The organism is Streptomyces sp. 3N207 (genome assembly GCF_052246355.1).
GTDB lineage: Bacteria > Actinomycetota > Actinomycetes > Streptomycetales > Streptomycetaceae > Streptomyces.
This window is the reverse complement of sequence record NZ_JBQQBV010000012.1, coordinates 147,358-166,139: the sequence shown is the minus strand read 5'-3', so window position 1 is coordinate 166,139 and position 18,782 is coordinate 147,358. Positions and strand designations below refer to the sequence as shown.

General features: G+C 71.5%; 12 protein-coding genes, 4 tRNA genes and 1 pseudogene. 7 read left to right on the top strand and 10 right to left on the bottom strand.

Going from position 1 to position 18,782, the window contains the following annotated elements:
- The first annotated feature begins 80 nt into the window (after positions 1–80).
- Positions 81–1,286 carry a PP2C family protein-serine/threonine phosphatase gene (locus ACTWP9_RS20290; RefSeq protein ID WP_443247637.1) on the top strand — a complete coding sequence of 402 codons (1,206 nt, stop codon included), beginning with the start codon at positions 81–83 and terminating at the stop codon, positions 1,284–1,286.
- Positions 1,287–1,479: 193 nt separating this feature from the next.
- On the opposite strand, the gene ACTWP9_RS20285 is transcribed toward ACTWP9_RS20290, so the two are convergent.
- The 4 genes from ACTWP9_RS20285 to ACTWP9_RS20270 form a co-directional block, all read right to left on the bottom strand.
- A tRNA-Lys gene (locus tag ACTWP9_RS20285) sits at positions 1,480–1,552 on the bottom strand.
- A 113-nt stretch (positions 1,553–1,665) separates the two neighbouring features.
- Positions 1,666–3,786 (bottom strand): DEAD/DEAH box helicase, encoded by a 2,121-nt coding sequence (locus ACTWP9_RS20280; RefSeq protein WP_443247636.1) that lies wholly within the window; start codon positions 3,784–3,786, stop codon positions 1,666–1,668.
- Between the two features lie 218 nt (positions 3,787–4,004).
- Entirely contained in the window at positions 4,005–4,670 is a 666-nt protein-coding gene (locus ACTWP9_RS20275) for a hypothetical protein (protein ID WP_443247635.1), read from the bottom strand.
- Between the two features lie 198 nt (positions 4,671–4,868).
- Entirely contained in the window at positions 4,869–5,243 is a 375-nt protein-coding gene (locus tag ACTWP9_RS20270) for a metallopeptidase family protein (RefSeq protein ID WP_443247703.1), read from the bottom strand.
- Positions 5,244–5,357: 114 nt separating this feature from the next.
- Between ACTWP9_RS20270 and ACTWP9_RS20265 the strand changes: the two genes are divergently transcribed.
- The 5 genes from ACTWP9_RS20265 (at position 5,358) to ACTWP9_RS20245 (ending at position 8,275) form a co-directional block, all read left to right on the top strand.
- Entirely contained in the window at positions 5,358–6,926 is a 1,569-nt protein-coding gene (locus ACTWP9_RS20265; RefSeq protein WP_443247634.1) for a metallophosphoesterase family protein, read from the top strand.
- Positions 6,927–7,058: 132 nt separating this feature from the next.
- Positions 7,059–7,131 (top strand) — tRNA-Glu (locus ACTWP9_RS20260).
- Between the two features lie 164 nt (positions 7,132–7,295).
- Entirely contained in the window at positions 7,296–7,928 is a 633-nt protein-coding gene (locus ACTWP9_RS20255; protein ID WP_443247633.1) for a DUF2867 domain-containing protein, read from the top strand.
- A 134-nt stretch (positions 7,929–8,062) separates the two neighbouring features.
- Positions 8,063–8,137, top strand: a tRNA-Asp gene (locus ACTWP9_RS20250).
- 64 nt (positions 8,138–8,201) lie between these two features.
- Positions 8,202–8,275 (top strand) — tRNA-Phe (locus tag ACTWP9_RS20245).
- Between the two features lie 46 nt (positions 8,276–8,321).
- On the opposite strand, the pseudogene ACTWP9_RS20240 reads toward ACTWP9_RS20245, so the two are convergent.
- The 6 genes and pseudogenes from ACTWP9_RS20240 to ACTWP9_RS20215 form a co-directional block, all read right to left on the bottom strand.
- Positions 8,322–9,437 (bottom strand): annotated as a pseudogene (locus tag ACTWP9_RS20240) (ABC transporter permease).
- Positions 9,438–9,503: 66 nt separating this feature from the next.
- The gene (locus tag ACTWP9_RS20235; RefSeq protein WP_443247632.1) at positions 9,504–10,364 is read right to left on the bottom strand and encodes a cytochrome c biogenesis CcdA family protein; all 861 of its coding nucleotides are present in this window, start codon (positions 10,362–10,364) and stop codon (positions 9,504–9,506) included.
- Positions 10,365–10,370: 6 nt separating this feature from the next.
- Positions 10,371–11,222 carry a DsbA family protein gene (locus ACTWP9_RS20230; RefSeq protein ID WP_443247631.1) on the bottom strand — a complete coding sequence of 284 codons (852 nt, stop codon included), beginning with the start codon at positions 11,220–11,222 and terminating at the stop codon, positions 10,371–10,373.
- A gap of 74 nt (positions 11,223–11,296) precedes the next feature.
- The gene (locus ACTWP9_RS20225; protein WP_443247630.1) at positions 11,297–11,695 is read right to left on the bottom strand and encodes a hypothetical protein; all 399 of its coding nucleotides are present in this window, start codon (positions 11,693–11,695) and stop codon (positions 11,297–11,299) included.
- 92 nt (positions 11,696–11,787) lie between these two features.
- Positions 11,788–13,911: a tetratricopeptide repeat protein gene (locus ACTWP9_RS20220; protein ID WP_443247629.1), complete on the bottom strand. Its 2,124-nt coding sequence runs from the start codon at positions 13,909–13,911 to the stop codon at positions 11,788–11,790.
- Positions 13,908–14,621 carry a SanA/YdcF family protein gene (locus tag ACTWP9_RS20215; RefSeq protein WP_443247628.1) on the bottom strand — a complete coding sequence of 238 codons (714 nt, stop codon included), beginning with the start codon at positions 14,619–14,621 and terminating at the stop codon, positions 13,908–13,910. The genes ACTWP9_RS20220 and ACTWP9_RS20215 overlap by 4 nt, the downstream gene beginning before the upstream one ends.
- Before the next feature lie 112 nt (positions 14,622–14,733).
- Between ACTWP9_RS20215 and hrpA the strand changes: the two genes are divergently transcribed.
- On the top strand, positions 14,734–18,765 hold the full coding sequence (hrpA, locus tag ACTWP9_RS20210) for an ATP-dependent RNA helicase HrpA (protein WP_443247627.1): 4,032 nt from the start codon (positions 14,734–14,736) through the stop codon (positions 18,763–18,765).
- Positions 18,766–18,782: the final 17 nt, after the last annotated feature.

The following is an 18,782-nucleotide window of genomic DNA, read 5'->3' as shown; positions in this document are numbered from 1 at the left end:
GGCTCACCCACCCGAGCGCGGGGCGAAGCACTCGGTGTGGGGGGCGAGTGGCCGGAGCAGTCGCGGGTTATACAGGGACGGTGCGTCCTGGAGAGCGGGGTCGGGTTGTCGGGCGGCCGTGGCAGCCGCGCCGGGTGCTGCTGGCGCTTCCGCTCGGGCTGATCGCCATCGTCACGGTGGTGGACATCCTGGCGCCGCCCGAGGTGCACCTCGGCCCGCTGCTCGTCGCGGCGCCGGCTGTCACGGCCGCCCTCGGCGGGCCGTGGCTCGTGGCGTCGGTGGGAGCCGTCGCCACGGCAGCGCAGCTCACGATCGGAGTGACCCGGGGCGGATGGCTGACCCTCAACCACCAGATGCAGGTTCTCGCGCTGGTCATTGTCACTGCGGTGATCGCTGGGTTCGTCGCCTTGCGTGAGCGGCAGCAGCGGGAGATGACCCAGGTGCGTTCGGTCTCCGAGGCCGTGCAGCGGGTGTTGCTGCGTCCGCTGCCCCCGCGTCTGGGCCCGCTGCGGGTTGCCTCGGTCTATCTGGCGGCCGAGGCGGAAGCGCAGGTCGGTGGTGACCTGTTCGCTGCTGCCCGTACCGGTGGGCGGACCCGGGTGATCGTCGGCGATGTGCGGGGGAAGGGACTCAGCTCGGTCAGCGATGCGGCGCTGCTGCTCGGTGCCTTCCGGGAAGCAGCACACCAGCACGCCGACCTGCCCGCACTCACCCGGTATCTGGAGCGGAGCGTCAGCCGGGACCTGGTCGAGTTCGCCGAGACCGACCGCACCAGCGAGGAGGACTTCATCACCGCCGCTGTCGTCGAGATCCCCGACGACCAGGCCGTGGTCCGAGTGGTCAACTGCGGCCACCCGCCGCCGCTGCTGGTGCGCGGCCGGCGCGTCACGCCACTCCTGACCGACCAGCCGGAAACCCCGCTGGGGCTGGGTGAGTTCGCCGCGTCCGACTACGAGGCCGACCTCTTTCCTCTGGAGGACGAAGACCTGCTCCTGCTGTACACGGACGGTGTCATCGAGGCGCGGAACGCGGCGGGGGCCTTCTACCCGCTGGCCGACCGCGTCACCAGGTGGGCGGGAGACGACGCCGAGACCCTGGTGCGGCGGCTGAGGGACGACCTGCTCGCCCACAGCGGCGGCAGCCTGGGCGACGACGCCGCCATCGTCGCCCTCCAGCGCACCCCGGCGACCCCGGACACCCGAGAAGGCCGGCGGACCCCCGTACCGGGAGACGGCCCGGAAGGCGGCCTACTCGCCGAGCGCTCTGCCCCAGGCCGCGGCAGGTGACCAACTGCCGTCCGTCGAGGTGCTGCGGACATACGCCGAGGCCGTCCTTCGGCCGCGACCGACTGGTCGGTCCGCTGCCCGACCATGGGAAAGCAGCGGCGCACGCACCCCGAAACGACGGAGCGCCCGGACCGATCACCTCGGTCCGGGCGCTCTCTCGCAGGTCAGCGGGCTGAGCCCGCCTCCCTCTCGGTAGGCCGTGTGGGACTCGAACCCACAACCAATGGATTAAAAGTCCACTGCTCTGCCAATTGAGCTAACGGCCCGCACCGAGCAGCATAGCCCGGGGGTCGGGCGGGCCTCGAAGGCATTCCGGGTTGAATGCCTTCGAGGCTGCGATCGGGCGCGCGTTCGGGAGGGCCGGGGCCCTCACCGTCCGTCAGCCGTTGCGCTTCCAGCGGGGCTTGTCCGCGCGGCGGTCCGGGGTACGGGCACCGTTGCGGCCCGGGGCGTGCGAGCTGGAGCGGTGGTCACCCGCGCGGCCGAACGGGCGGCGGTCGTCACGGCGGTCGCGGAGGAGCGGGCGGTCGCCGCCACGGAAGCCCTCCCGGCGGAAACCACGCTCACCGCCCTCGCGACGGTCGTCACGGCGGACATCGTCCCGGCGGTAGCCCGCCGCGCCGGAGCCGCCACGGCCACCGTCCCTGCCGCCGTCCCGACGGTCCCGGTCACGGTCGCGGTCCCGCCCGTACGAACGGTCGTCACGGTCCCGCCCGTACGAACGCTCGTCACGGTCCCGGTCCCGGTCCCGGCGGAAGCCGCCCCGGTCGCCCCGGTCACCGCGGTCGCCGCCGCGGTCGGACGGACGGCGGTCGCCCCGGTCGCGGCGGTCGTACGACGAGCGTCCGCCACGGTCACCGCGGTCGCGGTCGGACCGCTCCCGCTCCGCCCGCTCACGGCGCTCCGCCTCGGCCTTCGCCTCGCGCCTGGCCTCGGCGCGGGCCTCCTCGGCGGCGTGGGCCGCCTCCACCTCGGCAGCGGCCGCGACGGCGGCCTCCGGGTCCTCGCCGCGCTCACGCGCCGCGCGGGCGGTCAGCAGGGTGGCCTCCTCGCGCAGCTCGGCGGCGCGCTGCTGGAGCTTCTCCAGCTGACGGCCGAGCTTCTTGGCCTCGCGCTCGGCCTGCCGGGCCGAGTTGGCGGCGGACTCCGCCTGGACCTCGGTCAGCGAACGGGCGCCTGTGATACGCGCCACGTCTTCGTCGAAGATGTCGCCGCGGCCGATGATGTGCCGCGAGGCGTCCACGCCCGCGTCCTCCATCAGCCGGAAGATCTGCCGCCGCTGGTGCGGCAGCGCCAGCGAGACGACCGTCCCGGACTCGCCCGCGCGTGCCGTACGGCCCGAACGGTGCAGGTAGTCCTTGTGGTCGCCGGCCGGGTCGACGTTCAGCACCAGGTCGATGCCGTCGACGTGGATGCCGCGGGCCGCGACATCCGTGGCGACGAGGGCGTTGACCTTGCCGTCCTTGAAGTCCGCCAGCGTGCGGGTACGCGCGCCCTGGGTCATACCGCCGTGCAGCGCATCGGCGCGTACGCCCGCCTCGCGCAGCTGCTCGGCGACGCGGTCGGCGCCCAGCTGGGTGCGGACGAAGATGATGGTGCGACCCTTGCGGGCTGCGATGGCGGTGGTGACCGGCGCCTTGTCGCGGGGCTTCACGACCAGCACATGGTGCGTCATGGTCGTCACCGCGCCCTGCGCCGCGTCCACCTCGTGCGAGACCGGGTCGACGAGGTAGCGGCGCACCAGCGAGTCGATCTCCTTCTCCATGGTGGCGGAGAAGAGCATCCGCTGGCCGCCCTCGGGCACCAGGTCGAGAATCTCGGTGACCTCGGGCAGGAAGCCCAGGTCGGACATCTGGTCGGCCTCGTCCAGGATCGCCGTCTCGACGTCCTCCAGGGAGCAGGAGCCGCGGTTGATCAGGTCACGCAGCCGGCCCGGGGTGGCGACGAGGATGTCGACACCGCGCTCGAGTGCGGAGATCTGGTTGGCCATCGACGTACCGCCGCACACGACCTTCAGCTTGAGGCCGAGCGTGTCCCCGTACGGCTGGAGCGCGTCGGAGACCTGCATCGCCAACTCGCGGGTGGGCGTGAGGATGACGCCGCGCGGGCGCTTGCGCTGGGTGCGGCCACCGCTGAGCCGGGCGAGCAGCGGCAGACCGAAGGAGAGGGTCTTGCCGGAGCCGGTACGGCCACGGCCGAGCACGTCCTTGCCGGCCAGCGCGTCGGGGATGGTGGCGGCCTGGATGGGGAACGGTGCGGTCACACCGTTCTGGGCGAGCTTGCGTACGACGGACTCGGGGAGCCCGAGATCGCCGAACGTGATCTTCGTCTCGGCCGCCTCGTCGGCTGCCGCCTCGACGCTCTCGTCAGCCGCCGTTTCGGCCGCTTCCGTCATCTCGGGGGCCGTTTCGGTGGTTTCGGGGGCCGTTTCGGTGACCGTCTCAGCGGTCGGCTCGGGGAAGTCCTCGGGCCGTACGGCGGCAGGGGTGGTGACAGACATGCGAGTTGCGACAACCTTCCGGAGTCATTCGGCACGCGCCCATAACTCCGTGAAATTCGCAAAGAACCGCCTCGATGCGGTCAGCCACGGTCGGAGAGAACGCGCCACACGGCGCGCTGTGCTGACGGCGCCGGGCAAATGGGATCAAACGATCTACCAGCATACGCGGACCCGGGAGCAACAGCAAACGGGCCCCGGGCCGCACCCGGCCCATCCTCTCAGGCCGGGCTGGGCTGGGTGCGGCGGGTGTAGGCGTCCGAATATCCCCCGGCGCCCGGCCGGGAGGCGCCCCCGGGTGACGCGGTGGTCCGGGTCGGCGAGGGATCCGCGTCCGGCTTGCTGGGGGTGGGGCTGGGCGAGCTCGTCGGTGAGCCCGAGCCGCCGCCGTGTCCGCCCCCGTTCCCGGAGCTGCCCGAACCGCCGCCGTCCCCGCTCGGACGGGGCCTGGGCCGGTTCCGGTCGCCGCCCGACGACGAGCCCGAGGTGTCGGGGCCCGAGGAGGACGTGGCCTCCCCGCCCGCGCTGTCGCCGTCCGTACGGCCCCGGCCTGCGGAACGTTCGCCGTCGCCGGAGGTGCCGCGCTTCGCGTGCTTTCCGTTCCCGTCCCGTCCGCGCTCCCGGCCCTTGCGCCCGTCGGCGCCGTGCTTTCCGCCATGGGCGTGGCCGTTCCGATAGGCGCTGCCGTCCAGCCCGCCCTCGGGCTCGGCCGCCCCGCCGTTGTCGTCGGCCCGGCTCCCCACCGGGGCCGCGCCCTCACCGGCGTCATCGGTGCCCTGCACCGTCATACAGCCGCTGAGGGTGGAGACCGCCGCGAGTATCAGCGCCCCGGCGGTCGTCCGTGCGACGAGGGTGGTGGTGGGCGCGGCGGTACGGGATCGGCGCACGGCGGGACCTCCTGCGCGGGACTTCGGCGGGACTTCAGGCGAGTGCCATGCCCAACTCCCCGTCACCCCAACAGGTCACGCCGCACGGCGCCGACGGCGCCCGGCACGGCGCGCATCCACCCGCGGAGCGCCGCCGCCGCAAGCGCCCGAACCGCCGGAAAAACCGGCCCCCCGCGGGCGAACTCCAGGGGGCGCCGCTCACCCGTACCCGAGGGCGTGCAGCCTGTCGTCGTCGATGCCGAAGTGGTGCGCGATCTCGTGGACGACGGTGATCTCGACCTCCTCCACGACCCCCTCCCGGCCTTCCCCGTCGCCGCCGTCCTGGATGCTCTCCCGCTCGACCATGCGCAGGGTCGGCCCGCGGTAGATCGTGATGCGGTCCGGCAGGACGCCCGCGTACCACTCGCCCCGCTCGGTCAGCGGCGTCCCCTCGTAGAGCCCGAGCAGCTCGGGGTCGCTCGCCGGGGGCTCGTCCTCCACGAACACCGCGACGTTGTCCATCAGCCTGGTCAGCTCCGGCGGTATCCGGTCGAGGGCTTCGGCGACCAGCTCCTCGAACTCCTCACGCGTCATCTCCAGCACGCGCCCATTGTCGGCCAGCATCCCGGCGGAGGCATCATCCCTGCCCGCGGAGGCATCATTACTTTCCGGGCATACGGATGCCGCACAAGGGGCATAGGGGCCCACATGGCCAGCGTTGTCTCCAAGCCGTCGCGTGCCGCGGGGGGCTGGTTCAGACAGTTCGCCGACCGGCTCGCCACCGCCGTCCACCACCCACGCCCCTACCAACGCGCCGCCGGTCTGGTCGTCGTCACGCTGCTCGGAGCCTGGCTGGGACTGCTCGTCGTGGGCAGCGTCCGCACACCCGTCGGACCCGTCGATACGACCATGACGCTGCGCCCCTCCCTGGCCGGCGGCACCAAGATCAACGTCTCCCCGCTGGGCGCGCTGGAACTGCACAGCCACACCGCGCCGCTGCGGCTGGACGTCGACGTCGACCAGTTGGACCAGGAGCGCGCCGCGGCGCTCGTGGACCATCCGGAGCGCATCGAGGGCCTGGAGGACGAGATCTCGGGCGACGTCGGCTCGGGCGCGCTCGACCTCGGGCTGCGCTCCGCCGTCGCGGTGCTGACCGGCTCGACCGCGCTCGCCCTCGCCGTCTACCGCCGCCCCCGCAAGGCCCTCGCGGCGGGCGGCCTCTCCCTCGCGCTGCTGGTGGCCTGCGGCGCGACGGCGGCGGCGACCTGGAACCCGAAGTCGGTGCTGGAGCCGAGGTTCTCCGGGCTGCTGGCGAGCGCTCCTTCCGTGGTGGGCAACGCCCGCAGCATCGCCACGGAATTCGACGTCTACCAGAAGGAGTTGGCCCGCCTGGTCACCAATGTGACGAAGCTCTACGACACGGCCTCCACCCTCCCGGCCTACCAGCCCGACCCGTCGACGACCCGGGTGCTGCACGTCTCGGACATCCACCTCAACCCCGCCGCCTGGCACATCATCCGGTCGCTGGTCGCCCAGTACAAGATCGACGTGATCATCGACACCGGCGACACCATGGACCACGGCACGGCCCCCGAGAACGGCTTCCTGGAACCCATCCCTGACCTGGGCGCGCCGTATGTCTGGGTACGCGGCAACCACGACTCCGCCACCACCCAGAAGGCCATGGAGAAGCTGGCCGAAAAGCGCGGCTCGCAGGTGCACGTGCTGGACAAGGGCGTACCGGTGAAGGTCGCCGGCCTGCGCCTCTCCGGCTGGGGTGACCCGCAGTTCACCCCGGACCGCTCCGTCGTCCCGGAGGGCGACCCGGCGGAGCGGGCGGAGGGTCGCCAGCTGGCCGAAACCCTGCGCGCCCAGCGGAACGCCGGCACCCCGGTGGACATCGCCGTCGGCCACAACCCCGAACTGGCCAAGCAGACCGACGGCCTGGTGCCGCTCGCCCTGGCCGGGCACACCCACAACCGGAGTACGCGCGTACTGCCGCACGACACCCGGCTGATGATCGAGGGCTCCACCGGCGGCAGCGGGCTGCGCGCCGTCGAGGGGGAGACCCCCGACAAGGTGCAGGCGTCCGTGCTCTACCTGGACCGGGACAGCAACCGGCTCCAGGCGTGGGACGAGATCAACCTGGGCGGCCTCGGACTGTCCAAGGCGGAGGTCTCCCGGCACCTCCCGGCGGAGATAAAGCCCGGCTCATCCCCGTCACCCTCCCCTTCCTCGTCGAGCCCCACCGTCACCAGCCCGGCGACGGGCCGTTGACAGGCCACTGACGGTCAGTCGCCGGGCCACAGCACGGAGGGCCGCCCGAATATGTTTTGGCGAACCGTCCGTGCATCCCATATGCTGCCCGAGCCTGCCGAAGCACTGTTCAGGCGCTCGGTCGGCCGTTTCGCCCTCATCGTCTAGCGGCCCAGGACGCCGCCCTTTCAAGGCGGTAGCACGGGTTCGAATCCCGTTGGGGGCACCGTTTTAACAACGCCCTGTGACCTGCGGAAACGCGGGTAGCAGGGCCTTTTTTGTGCCCGAAGACCCACTCGCGCCCCCCAATGACGCCAAAGGTGTATACGGCGCCGTACAGATGGGGCTAACCTGAGTTCTATACGGCACCGTATAGAGAGGGGTCCGCCCATGAGACTTCCCCGTACCGCACACACCTCCCGCCCCTGGCGCATCCACGAGATCGCGCCCGACTTCAAGATCGAGGACGTATGGCGGATCCCGACCCCCGGCGGGCCGGACGACTTCCCTCATCTCGTCGACCAGATGGCGAACGGTGCCGAAGCGCACCGCTCCGCCGCCGTCTCCCGCTTCCTCTTCGATGTCCGCTGGAAGCTGGGCGCGGTGCTCGGCTGGGACAGTCCCGACGCGTCCCTCGGCACCCGCGTCCCCACCCTGTGGGACCGGCTCCCCGCAGATCTGAGGGAAGTCCCGCGCGGGCCGGACCTCAAGGGCGTCCCCATCCCGTTCCTCTCCGTCTACCAGACCCACGACGAATGGGTGGCCGAGATGGCCAACCGCACGGTGCACGGGCTGATGCACGTCGGCTGGGTCCCGGACACCAAGGCCCCCGGCGGCTACCGCGGCCAGATGACCGTTCTGGTGAAGCCGAACGGGGTCTTCGGCACGCTCTACATGGCAGGCATCAAGCCCTTCCGGTACCTCGGGATCTACCAGCAGATGCTCCTCGCCCTCGGCCGCGAGTGGCGGGCGACCGCCGCCCGGAGGAACACGGCCGGGACGACCGGCCCGACCGGCCGGTAGCAGTTCGGGGCTGCCCTCGGGGTCTGTTACTCTTTTCCGGCGACGTCACCCCTGCTGGGGAGCCCCACAAAGCCCACAAAAGTGGTTGGGAGCACTCGTCGCACTGTGCGAGACTGGAGCTCGCACGAAAGCTTGGTCCTGTGGAGCAGTTTGGAGTGCTCGCCACCCTGTCAAGGTGGAGGCCGCGGGTTCAAATCCCGTCAGGACCGCTGCCATCAAGTTGCTTCACCTCTTGATGGTCCTCCCGACCAGGGATTCCACCCCTGGACACCGGGCTGGGTAGCTCAGTTGGTACGAGCGTCCGCCTGAAAAGCGGAAGGTCGCCGGTTCGACCCCGGCCCCAGCCACAGCGTGAGGAAGGCCCCGTCCCTTGGGACGGGGCCTTTCGTGGTTTCAGCCCGAGGCCGCCGCGGCGTGGGTGGGGGCTGGGGCGGCCGCCCGGATGGCGGTGGCGCCAGGTCCAGAAGACGGCGCAGGAGACCAGGGCCCAGGCGGCGAGGACCAGGTAGGGCTGGAGGAGCTGGTGGTCGGGGAAGTAGACGGCGGTGTGCTGGGCGTTCACCGAGGCGCCGGGCGGCAGCCAGCGGCCGATCTCGCCGAGCGGTGACGGCAGCAGGGGCCAGGAGACGGCGCCGCCCGAGGAGGGGTTGCCCAGCAGCACCATCAAGCCCCAGGTCGGCAGCATGGCCCAGCGGCCGACGAGGGTGTTGAACATCGTGAAGACCATCCCGCCGGCGAACATCGTCAGCGCCAGGATCAGCCAGGAGCGCACGAACGGGAGGTGCAGCGCGTCGAGGCCCCAGTCGACGAGCGCTGCGATGACGAAGCCGCCGAGGAGGGCGTAGGCGAGGGTGAAGGCGATGCGCTCGGGCGGGTTGAGGGCGCGTGCGTGGACGCTGAGCTGGATGGCGCCGACGAAGCCGATGATCACGGCGGCGAGCGAGATGTAGAAGATCGCCAGGCCGCGCGGGTCGCCCTTGCCCAGCGGTTTGAGGTCGCGGACCTGGACGGGGACGCCGATCTTCTTGCCCACCTTCGGAGCCGCCTCCTCGAGCAGCTCAGCCACTGAGGCACCGGACGCGCTGGAGACGTCCAGTTCGACGCCCTGCGGCCGCTCCACCCGCATGACGGCGAAGACCCGCTGGGCCTCGATGGCCTGCTCCGCCGCCGCCTGCGTACGGTAGTGCCGCAGCTGCAGCGAGGAGCCGAGCGCCTTCTCCATGCCGGTGACGAACGCGCTGCGGTCCTGCTTGCTGTCGGGCTCACCGACCACCGCGACGGGCACATGGTGCGGGGCGGGGTCGGCCATCGCGTACGTGTACGACCCGGCGAACAGGCCGGCGGCAGCAGCGAGGATCAGGACGAGGACGGTGGCCGGCAGGAACGGCGAGTCCTTGAAGTCCTGCCACTTCCGGGACGCGGTGCGCTTGGTGCCGCCGTGCCTGCCATGGGCCCCCTCCGGGGGCCGCGGTCCGCGCGGTGCTCGGACCACTCGGGTTCCTCGCTCATGGCGCTCACATTATGCGGGCGTAGCGGTCATCCCCGTACTTTTCGGGCAGCCGGAGCCTCGCCCCGCTACGTGTCCGAGGACGTATCCGCGTACGTGTCCGAGCGCGCCCGGCGCCTCCCCCGCACTGCCCGGACCCCCAGCGCCGCGCCCACCGCGAGCGCCAGCACCACCAGCAGCGCGCCGTCCGGTACCGCGTCGCCCGCCCGCCGGGCCCAGCTCTCCGCGGCGAAGGCGCCGTCCACGTCCGTCAGCCCCGGCAGCCCGGCGGCGCCGTCGAAGGCGAGGAAGAGGGTGCCCAGCAGTACGAAGAACAGCCCCGACAGGAGCGAGGTGGTGTGCAGCCGGAGCCGGCCGCCGAGCCGCAACTCCCGCCCCCGCAGCCAGCGTCGCCGGCCCAGGTCGAACCGCTCCCACAGCAGCGCGAGCACGAACAGCGGTACGGCCATGCCCAGCGCGTACACCGCCAGCAGCACTCCGCCGTAGACGGGGTTGCCGTGCACGGCGGCGACCGTCAGCACGCTGCCGAGAATGGGACCTGCGCAGAACCCGGCCAGGCCGTAGACGGCGCCCAGCGCGTAGACGGACAGCGCCGTCGTCGGACGGATGCGGCCCGACGCCTCCACCAGGCGGCGCGGGGCGAAGCCGCGGCCGGCGAGCTGTACCAGCCCGAGCGCGACGATCAGCCAGCCGCCCGCCGAGACCAGCAGATCGCGGTGGCCGTAGAACAGCCGCCCGGCGAAGGAACCGGCGGCGCCCAGCGGGACCAGCGTCGTGGCCAGACCGAGGTAGAAGATGCCGGTACGGGCCACCAGCCGGCCGGCCGAGTCGATCGAGTACGCGAAGAACGCGGGCAGCAGCAGGGCGCTGCACGGGCTGAGCAGGGCGAGGAGGCCGCCGAGGAAGGCGGCCAGATATCCGACGTCCATCTCTTGTCAGCCCTTGTGGCCGGGCTTGCCGGGCTTGCTGGGCTTGCCGGACTTCTCGGCAGTCGCAGCCGCACGTTCGATGGCGTCGGTGAACACCTCGTCCGGCTGGGCACCCGCGATCGGCTGCCCGTTGACGAGGAAGGCAGGCGTGGAGCTCGCACCGAGCCCGTACGCCTCCTTGCGGTCCTTCTCCAACTGCTTCCTGGCGGCCTCGCTCGTGCGGTCCCGGTCGAAGCGGCCGAGGTCCTTCACGCCCGCCTGCTCGGCGAGTTCGTGCAGCCGGCCGGTGGTGAAGGAGCTCTTCTCGTTGCCCTTGTCGGCGTAGACGGCGTCGTAGAACTGCCAGAAGCGGCCCTGCTGCCCCGCCGCGTAACTGGCGAGCGCGGCGCGTTCGGAGCCTTTGCCGAAGACGGGGAAGTTGCGCCACTCGATGCGCAGCAGGCCCTTCTCGACGTACTTCTTCATCAGCTTCGGTTCGGTGTCCCGCGCGAACTTGCCGCAGAAGGAGCAGCCGAAGTCGGCGTACTCGATCATCACGACAGGCGCGTCCTTGTCGCCGCGCGCGAACGGGTCGTCGGCGGTACGGCGCGCGAGCTTCAGCAGTGCGGGGTCGCCGGCGGCGGTGTCGTCGGAGCGGCCCTCGACGGTCGCGTTGCCGCCGCCCGAACCGGCGGAGTTGCCGCCGACGGCGTACTGCGACACCCAGCCCGCCAGCAGCGCGGCGACGGCGACGAGGGCGCCGATGACGACGCCCTTGCGGGGGCGGGACGGGGAGGGGGAGGGGGACGAAGGGGTGGGCTTGTTCGGTTTGTTCTGCTTCTTCTGGTTGTTTGGTTTGTTCTGCTTGTTCGACGGCATACGAACGTCTCCTGTGCTGCGAATACGGAAAGCGACGGACCGGCGCCGACGCGGAGCCGCGTCGGCGGGTGCCGCTATACGCGCAGGACGGAGAGTTCGACGGGAGTGGGAGGCGGTATCGGCGCGGGACCGCGCACGGGCGGCCTCGCGTGCGCCGCACCGATCGCGCTGTGCGACTGCGGTGTCAGACAGACCAGGAGCGCGAGGGGCAGCAGTTGCTGCTGACCGGCGGCCGGCGCAGCGGGAAGCGCGCCTCCCCCGTCCTTCGACTTGTGACAGTGGGAGGGACCCGCGTCGTCGGCGAGGGCCGCAGCGGAGGCAACGGAAGCAGCGGAGGCAACGGGCGCGTCGGCGGGGGACGGAGCGGACCGGTCCCCCGCCAGATGGACGGCTCCGTACAGGGCGAGCAGCAGCGCCACGAGTACGGCGGCGGCCCGCCGTGTCCCTCGTACCGCCTGCTCGCCACCGTGCATGCCGCCACCCTAGGGGGTACCTCCCGGCCGGAGTCCCCCAGCCTCCGGCCGGGGGCACCCCCAGGGGGAGGGCCCACAGCAGGCAGGCCCGTTCACCCCAGTACGCGTCGTAGGACCCCCGCCACCTCCTCCGCCGTCAGCAGCGGACCGGTCTCCTCCCCCTTCGGGGTGTACGACTGTTCCAGGTGGCTCCGCGCTGCATCCAGGTCGCCGCGCTGCTCCGCGACGCGCGCCAGCAGGTGCCGGGCGGTGCGGTGCTGGGGGGAGTCCTCCAGCACGGGAGCGAGCAGGGTCTCGGCCTCCTCGTACGCCTCCTCCGTCGCGATGTCGTTCACCAGCACCGTCGCCAGCTCCATCGACGGGTCGAAGAGCGAGGTCAGCATGAAGCCGCTGTAGCCGAGCCGCACGATGTGGTGGACGTCCCGCGCGGTACGCAGCCACTCCACCGCCTCCGCGGAACGGCCCTGCCCGTGCAGCGCCCGCCCCAGCCAGTACGCGGCCTCGTGCAGCGGGTCCTTCTCCTCACGGCCGGTCCAGGCGAGCCGCAGCAGCCCCTCCGCCTCCGCGTACCGCTTCCAGCGCACGAGCTGCATACCGGCGCGCCAGCCGTACCAGACGCGCCCGCCCTTCGCGGCACGCATCCACCAGCGGACGGCCTCTTCCCTGTCGCCGTAGTCATCACCGACCCGGTTGCCGACCCAACTCGCGGCGTCGGGCCGCCCGAACCGCGCCGCCTTGCGCAGCCACGGCTCCGCCTTGACCGGCTCCTCCAGCCGTACGTACAGCGCGCCCAGTCCCTCGATCGCGTCCAGGTCGCCCGCCTCGGCCGCGGGCCGATAGAGGGGGACGGCCGCCTTCTCGTGGGCACCGCACTCGTGGTGCAGCATGTGGCCGAGCGCGTACGAGGCGGCGTGGCCCTGCGGGCTGTCGGCCGCGGCCACGGACGCGGCGCGCTTGTAGTGCCGTACGGCCTCCGGGTAGCGGTGCAACTTCTCCATCAGGCGGCCGAGTTCGAGGTCGGCGGCCGGGTCACCGGACTCGGCGGCCTCACGGAGCGCGGGCAGCCGGGACTCCTCCTCGGCGTCGAGGGCGGGCGGCGCTGCCAGCTCGGCCTGTTCCAGCTCTTCGAGGGACTCCTCGGCGGACTCGTAGGTGTCGTCGTCGCCCTCGGTGCCCTCGGCCGCCGCATCCAGCCAGCGGCGGGCCTCGGCCAGCCGCCACTGGTCGCGGTAGTAGTCGCCGAGCCGCCGCTGCTGGACGCGATCGCCGGCCTCGGCGCCGGGCAGCAGCGACGCCTCGTACCTCTCCAGCTCGCCGTACTGGAGGTGTACGGCGCTGAGGGTGCGGGCCAGCGTCCGGGAGTCCGGATGCCGGCGCAGCCCGTCCTCCAGCACCCGGCACGCGTCCTGGTACCGGTCGAGGTTGTAGTACAGGAGCCCGTGCCAGCGGTCGGTGCGCGGGTCACCGAGCGCCTGCGCCTCCTCGTAAGCCTTCTCCGCATCGGGGAGGAAGGAGGGGTAGGAGGTGAACCACTCCGGCTCCGTGTGCAGTTCGCCGAAGGGCTCGTACTCGTAGTCGTCCTCGCCCTCCTCCAAGAACGCCTCCAGCTGCTCGTCGAGGTCCGCGGGGCGCTCCTGGGGTGGCAGCGCGCACAGCTCGCCGAGCTCGGCGATCCGCACCCGGTAGTGCTCGAGCCGGTCGGCCAGCTCGATCAGCCGGTCCTCGATCTGGTCGGCGACGTGGTCGTACGGCGCCGCCTCCCCCAGCTCTTCCTTGGCCTCGCGCGTGCGGCCCTGGCGCAGCATGAGCAGGGCGCCGTTGGTGCGGCACTTGACGCTGCCGAGTTCCGCGCCCTTCGCGTACCACTCGGCGGCTCCCTCCGGATCGTCCAGCCGCTCCAGCAGCAGCTCAGCGAGCCCGAAGGCGCAGTCGCCGTCCCGCTCGGCCGCCGAGCGGTACCAGTAGTCGGCGACCGAGAACTGGCCCCGGTCCTTCGCCGTTATCGCGCGCAGCCGGGCGGCCCGCGCGTCGCCGCCCTCGGCCGCCTCCTCCAGCCATGGAACGGCGTCGTCCACGCGTCCTCGGCCCACGAGGTACTCGCCGTACGCCTGCTTGTCCCCCGCGTCGCCCTCCTCGGCGGCGGTGCGGTACTTGCGCTCCTCGGCGGTGAGCTCGGTGTTGCCGGAGCCGTCGGTGCTGGTCCCCGCTGATGTCATTGCTGTGTATCGCTTTCTCGCGGTTTCTTCGAGTGCTGGCGATGGTGCTTCCCGGACTGCGCGAGGGCACGCCGGATGCCGGGTTCGGGAGGGCCGAGGAAGCGCGGGTCGGGGGTGACCGCTGCGTCGTACGCCGCCTTCACCGCGCCAGGCAGCTCACGCAGCCCGCCCGCGTACCAGGTGGCGTCCCGCGGTTCTCGCACGGGAATGCCGTACGAGTCGATGCCCGCCCCCCGGCACAGCGCGGCAGCGCGGCGTACGTGGTAGTCCTGGCTGACCAGCAGCGCCCGGCGCACCCCGAAGACGCGGGCGGCGCGTGCGCACGAGTCCCAGGTGTCGAAGCCCGCATAGTCGGCGACGATGCGGGAGGAGGGGACGCCGCGGTCGGTGAGGTAGTCGCGCATGGCGCCGGGTTCGTCGTAGTCGTGGCGGCTGTTGTCGCCCGACACCAGAAGGACGCGGACCTTGCCCGCGCGGTAGAGCTTTGCCGCGGTGTCGAGGCGGTGCGCCAGATAGGGGGAGGGTTCGCCGTCCCACAGTCCCGCGCCGAAGACGAGGGCCACCGGCGCCTCGGGGGCTTCCGCGATGTCCTCACGGATGCGGCTGTCGGTGGAGAGCCGCACCCACGTCGCGGGCAGCAGCGCCAGTACGCAGGCCAGCACGGCGCACTGCACCCACCGCCTGCGGCGCGCCGTGACGCTGGTCTTCACCCTGCTCCCCCGCCCCCGTCCGGTTCCGTTTGCGTACAGCGACGCGGAAGCCGCGCCCCCGGTTGCAAACCGTTCGCCACTCGCTCCCCGCGGGTGCGATCCTTGGCGTGGTATGTCGACTTCCACCCAGACCCCCGCCCCCTCTCCCCAGGAGCTGACCGAGCGCCTCCCGCACCTCATGCTCGGCGACCAGCACCGGCTGGCCCGCCGTCTCGCGGGGGCGCGGAAGATCCGCAAGTCAGAGGCCCGCACGGCCGTCCTCGCGGAGATCTCCGCGGCGATGGACGCCTCCGAGCTGCGCGTGGCCGCCCGCCGCGCGGCGGTTCCGCGGATCACGTATCCCGAGCAGCTGCCCGTCAGCCAGAAGAAGGACGCGATCCTGGCGGCCGTCCGCGATCACCAGGTGGTGATCGTCGCGGGCGAGACCGGCTCCGGCAAGACGACACAGATCCCGAAGATCTGCATGGAGCTGGGCCGCGGCGTCCAGGGTGTGATCGGTCACACCCAGCCGCGCCGGATCGCGGCGCGCACGGTCGCCGAGCGGGTGGCGGAGGAGCTGGGGTCGCAGCTGGGCGAGGCGGTCGGCTGGAAGGTGCGCTTCACCGACCAGGTGAGGGGCGACACGCTGGTCAAGCTGATGACCGACGGCATTCTGCTGGCGGAGATCCAGCAGGACCGCGAGCTGCGCCAGTACGACACGATCATCATCGACGAGGCGCACGAGCGGTCCCTCAACATCGACTTCCTGCTCGGCTATCTGGCGCAGCTGCTGCCCGAACGGCCCGACCTCAAGGTGATCATCACCTCCGCGACGATCGACCCGGAACGGTTCTCCCGGCACTTCGGCGACGCACCGATCGTGGAGGTCAGCGGCCGGACGTATCCGGTGGAGGTCCGCTACCGGCCGCTGCTGGAGGAGAGCGCCGAGAACGGCGAGAGTGCGGCCTCCGACCGCGATCAGGTCACCGCCATCTGCGACGCGGTGGACGAACTGCATGCCGAAGGGCCCGGCGACATCCTGGTCTTCCTCTCCGGTGAGCGGGAGATCCGGGACACCGCCGACGCGCTGGAGAAGAAGTTCAAGAGCGGCCAGGGTGCACGCGCCGGCGGCTCCGTCGACGTACTCCCGCTCTACGCCCGGCTGTCCAACGCCGAGCAGCATCGCGTCTTCCAGCCGCATTCGGGCCGCCGCATCGTGCTGGCGACCAATGTGGCGGAGACGTCGCTGACCGTCCCCGGCATCAAATACGTCATCGACCCGGGTACGGCCCGCATCTCGCGCTACAGCCACCGCACCAAAGTGCAGCGGCTGCCGATCGAGCGGATCAGCCAGGCGAGCGCCAACCAGCGCAAGGGCCGCTCGGGCCGTACGTCGGACGGTATCTGCATCCGGCTGTACTCGGAGGAGGACTTCCTCGCCCGGCCGGAGTTCACCGACCCGGAGATCCTGCGTACGAACCTGGCCTCCGTCATCCTTCAGATGACGGCCGCGGGCCTCGGGGACATCGAGAAGTTCCCGTTCATCGATCCGCCGGACCACCGCAGCATCAAGGCGGGCGTGCAGCTGCTGGAGGAGCTGGGCGCGCTGGATCCGCAGAAGGCACAGACGCGGAAGCTGACGCAGCTGGGCCGCCGCCTCGCCCAGCTGCCCGTCGACCCGCGGCTGGCCCGGATGGTGCTGGAGGCCGACACGCACGGCTGCGTACACGAGGTGATGGTGATCGCGGCGGCGCTCTCCATCCAGGACCCGCGCGAGCGCCCCTCGGACAAACAGCAGCAGGCCGACCAGCACCATGCCCGCTTCAAGGACGAGGGCAGCGACTTCCTCGCGTTCCTCAACCTGTGGCGGTACGTACGCGAGCAGCAGCGGGACCTCTCCTCGTCCGCCTTCCGCCGGATGTGCAAGGCGGAGTTCCTCAACTATCTGCGGATACGCGAGTGGCAGGACATCTACAGCCAGCTGCGCCAGGTCGCGAAGACGATGAAGATCCGGCTGAGCGACCAGGAGGCGAGCGAGGACGCCGTCCACCAGGCGCTGCTGGCGGGCCTGCTCTCCCACATCGGGCTCAAGGACACCGACAAGAACGCGTACCTGGGCGCACGCAGCACCAAGTTCGCGATCTTCCCCGGCTCCGCGCTGTTCAAGAAACCGCCGCGCTGGGTGATGTCCGCCGAGCTGGTGGAGACTTCGCGGCTGTGGGCCCGGGTGAACGCGAAGATCGAGCCGGAGTGGATCGAACCGCTGGCACAGCACCTGGTCAAGCGGACGTACAGCGAGCCGCACTGGGAGCAGAAGCAGGCGGCGGTGCTGGCGTACGAGCGGGTGACGCTGTACGGCGTGCCCATCGTCGCCCAGCGGAAGGTCAACTACGGCCGGATCGACCCGGAGACCTCCCGCGATCTGTTCATCCGCAACGCGCTTGTCGAGGGTGACTGGCGCACCCACCACCAGTTCTTCCGGGACAACCGCAAGCTGCTGGACGAGGTGGAGGAGCTGGAGCACCGCGCCCGGCGCCGCGACATCCTGGTGGACGACGAGACGCTGTACGACTTCTACGACCAGCGCGTGCCCGAACACGTCGTCTCCGGGGCGCACTTCGACTCCTGGTGGAAGAAGAAGCAGCGCGAAGAGCCCGACCTGCTCAACTTCGAGAAGTCGATGCTCATCAACGACCGGGCCGAGGAGATCTCCGCCGCCGACTACCCGGACGTGTGGCGGCAGGGCGGCCTCGCCCTCCCGGTGACATACCAGTTCGAGCCGGGCACGGACGCGGACGGCGTCACCGTGCACGTCCCGCTCCAGGTGCTCAACCAGGTGACGGGGGACGGCTTCGACTGGCAGATCCCGGGACTGCGCGAGGACCTGGTCACCGAGCTGATCCGGTCCCTCCCCAAGGCGATCCGCCGGCACTACGTCCCCGCGCCGAACTACGCCAAGGAGTTCTTGCGCCGGGCCACGCCGGGGCAGGAGCCGCTGACGCACACGCTCGCGCGGGAGCTCAAGCAGATGGTCGGCGTCCCGGTGACGGCCCAGGACTTCGACCGGGGCAAGGTCCCCGACCATTTGAAGATCACCTTCCGGGTGACCGACGAGCGCCGCCGCAAGCTCGCCGAGAGCAAGGACATCGAGGCGCTGCAGATCCAGCTCAAGTCACAGACGCAGACGGCGATCTCCAAGGCGTTCGACTCATCGGCGCGTGCGGCCCGCAACAAGACCCGTAAGGCCGCCACAGACGCCTCAGCGGCCCCGGAAGCCGCCGCCGCGCCCGCCCTCCAGCGCACGGGGCTCACCAGCTGGACGATCGGCTCACTCCCCCGCACCTTCGAGACGCGGCGCGCGGGCCAGCCGGTGAAGGCGTACCCGGCGCTGGTGGACGAGGGCGCCTCGGTGGCCGTACGGCTCTACGACACCGAGGCGGAGCAGCGCGCCGCCATGTGGCGCGGCACCCGGCGCCTCATCCTGCTCAACATCCCCTCCGACCCCGCGAAGTTCGCCCAGTCGAAGCTGAACAACCAGCAGAAGCTGGCCCTCTCCCGCTCCCCGCACGGCAGCGTGCAGGCCCTGTTCGAGGACTGCGTCGCGGCCACCGCCGACCAGCTGGTCGCCGCGCGCGGCGGGCCCGCCTGGGACGAGGAGTCCTTCCGCAAGCTGTTCGACGCCGTACGCGCCGACCTGGTGGACGCCACCCTGCGGACGGTGCGCCAGGTGCAGGAAGTACTGGCCGCCTGGCACTCGTGCGAGGGCCGGCTGCGGGCGACGACCAGCCCGGTGCTGGCCGACTCCGTGGCGGACGTACGGCAGCAGCTCGCCGAGCTGATCAAGCCCGGGTTCGTGACCGAGCACGGGGCCGGACGGCTGCCCGATCTGATGCGCTACCTCGTCGCCGCCGACCGGCGCCTCCAGCAGCTCCCGCACAACGTGGAGCGCGACCGGACCCGGATGGCCAAGGTGCACGAGATGCGGGACGAGTATCTGTGGCTGCTGGAACAGTTCCCCGCGGGGCGCCCGGTGCCGCAGGCCGCGCGGGACATCCGGTGGATGATCGAGGAACTGCGGGTCAGCTACTTCGCCCATGCGCTGGGCACCGCGTATCCCGTCTCCGACAAGCGGATCGTGAAAGCCGTGGACGCCGCCGCACCGTGAGGGCTCCGCCGCGCGAT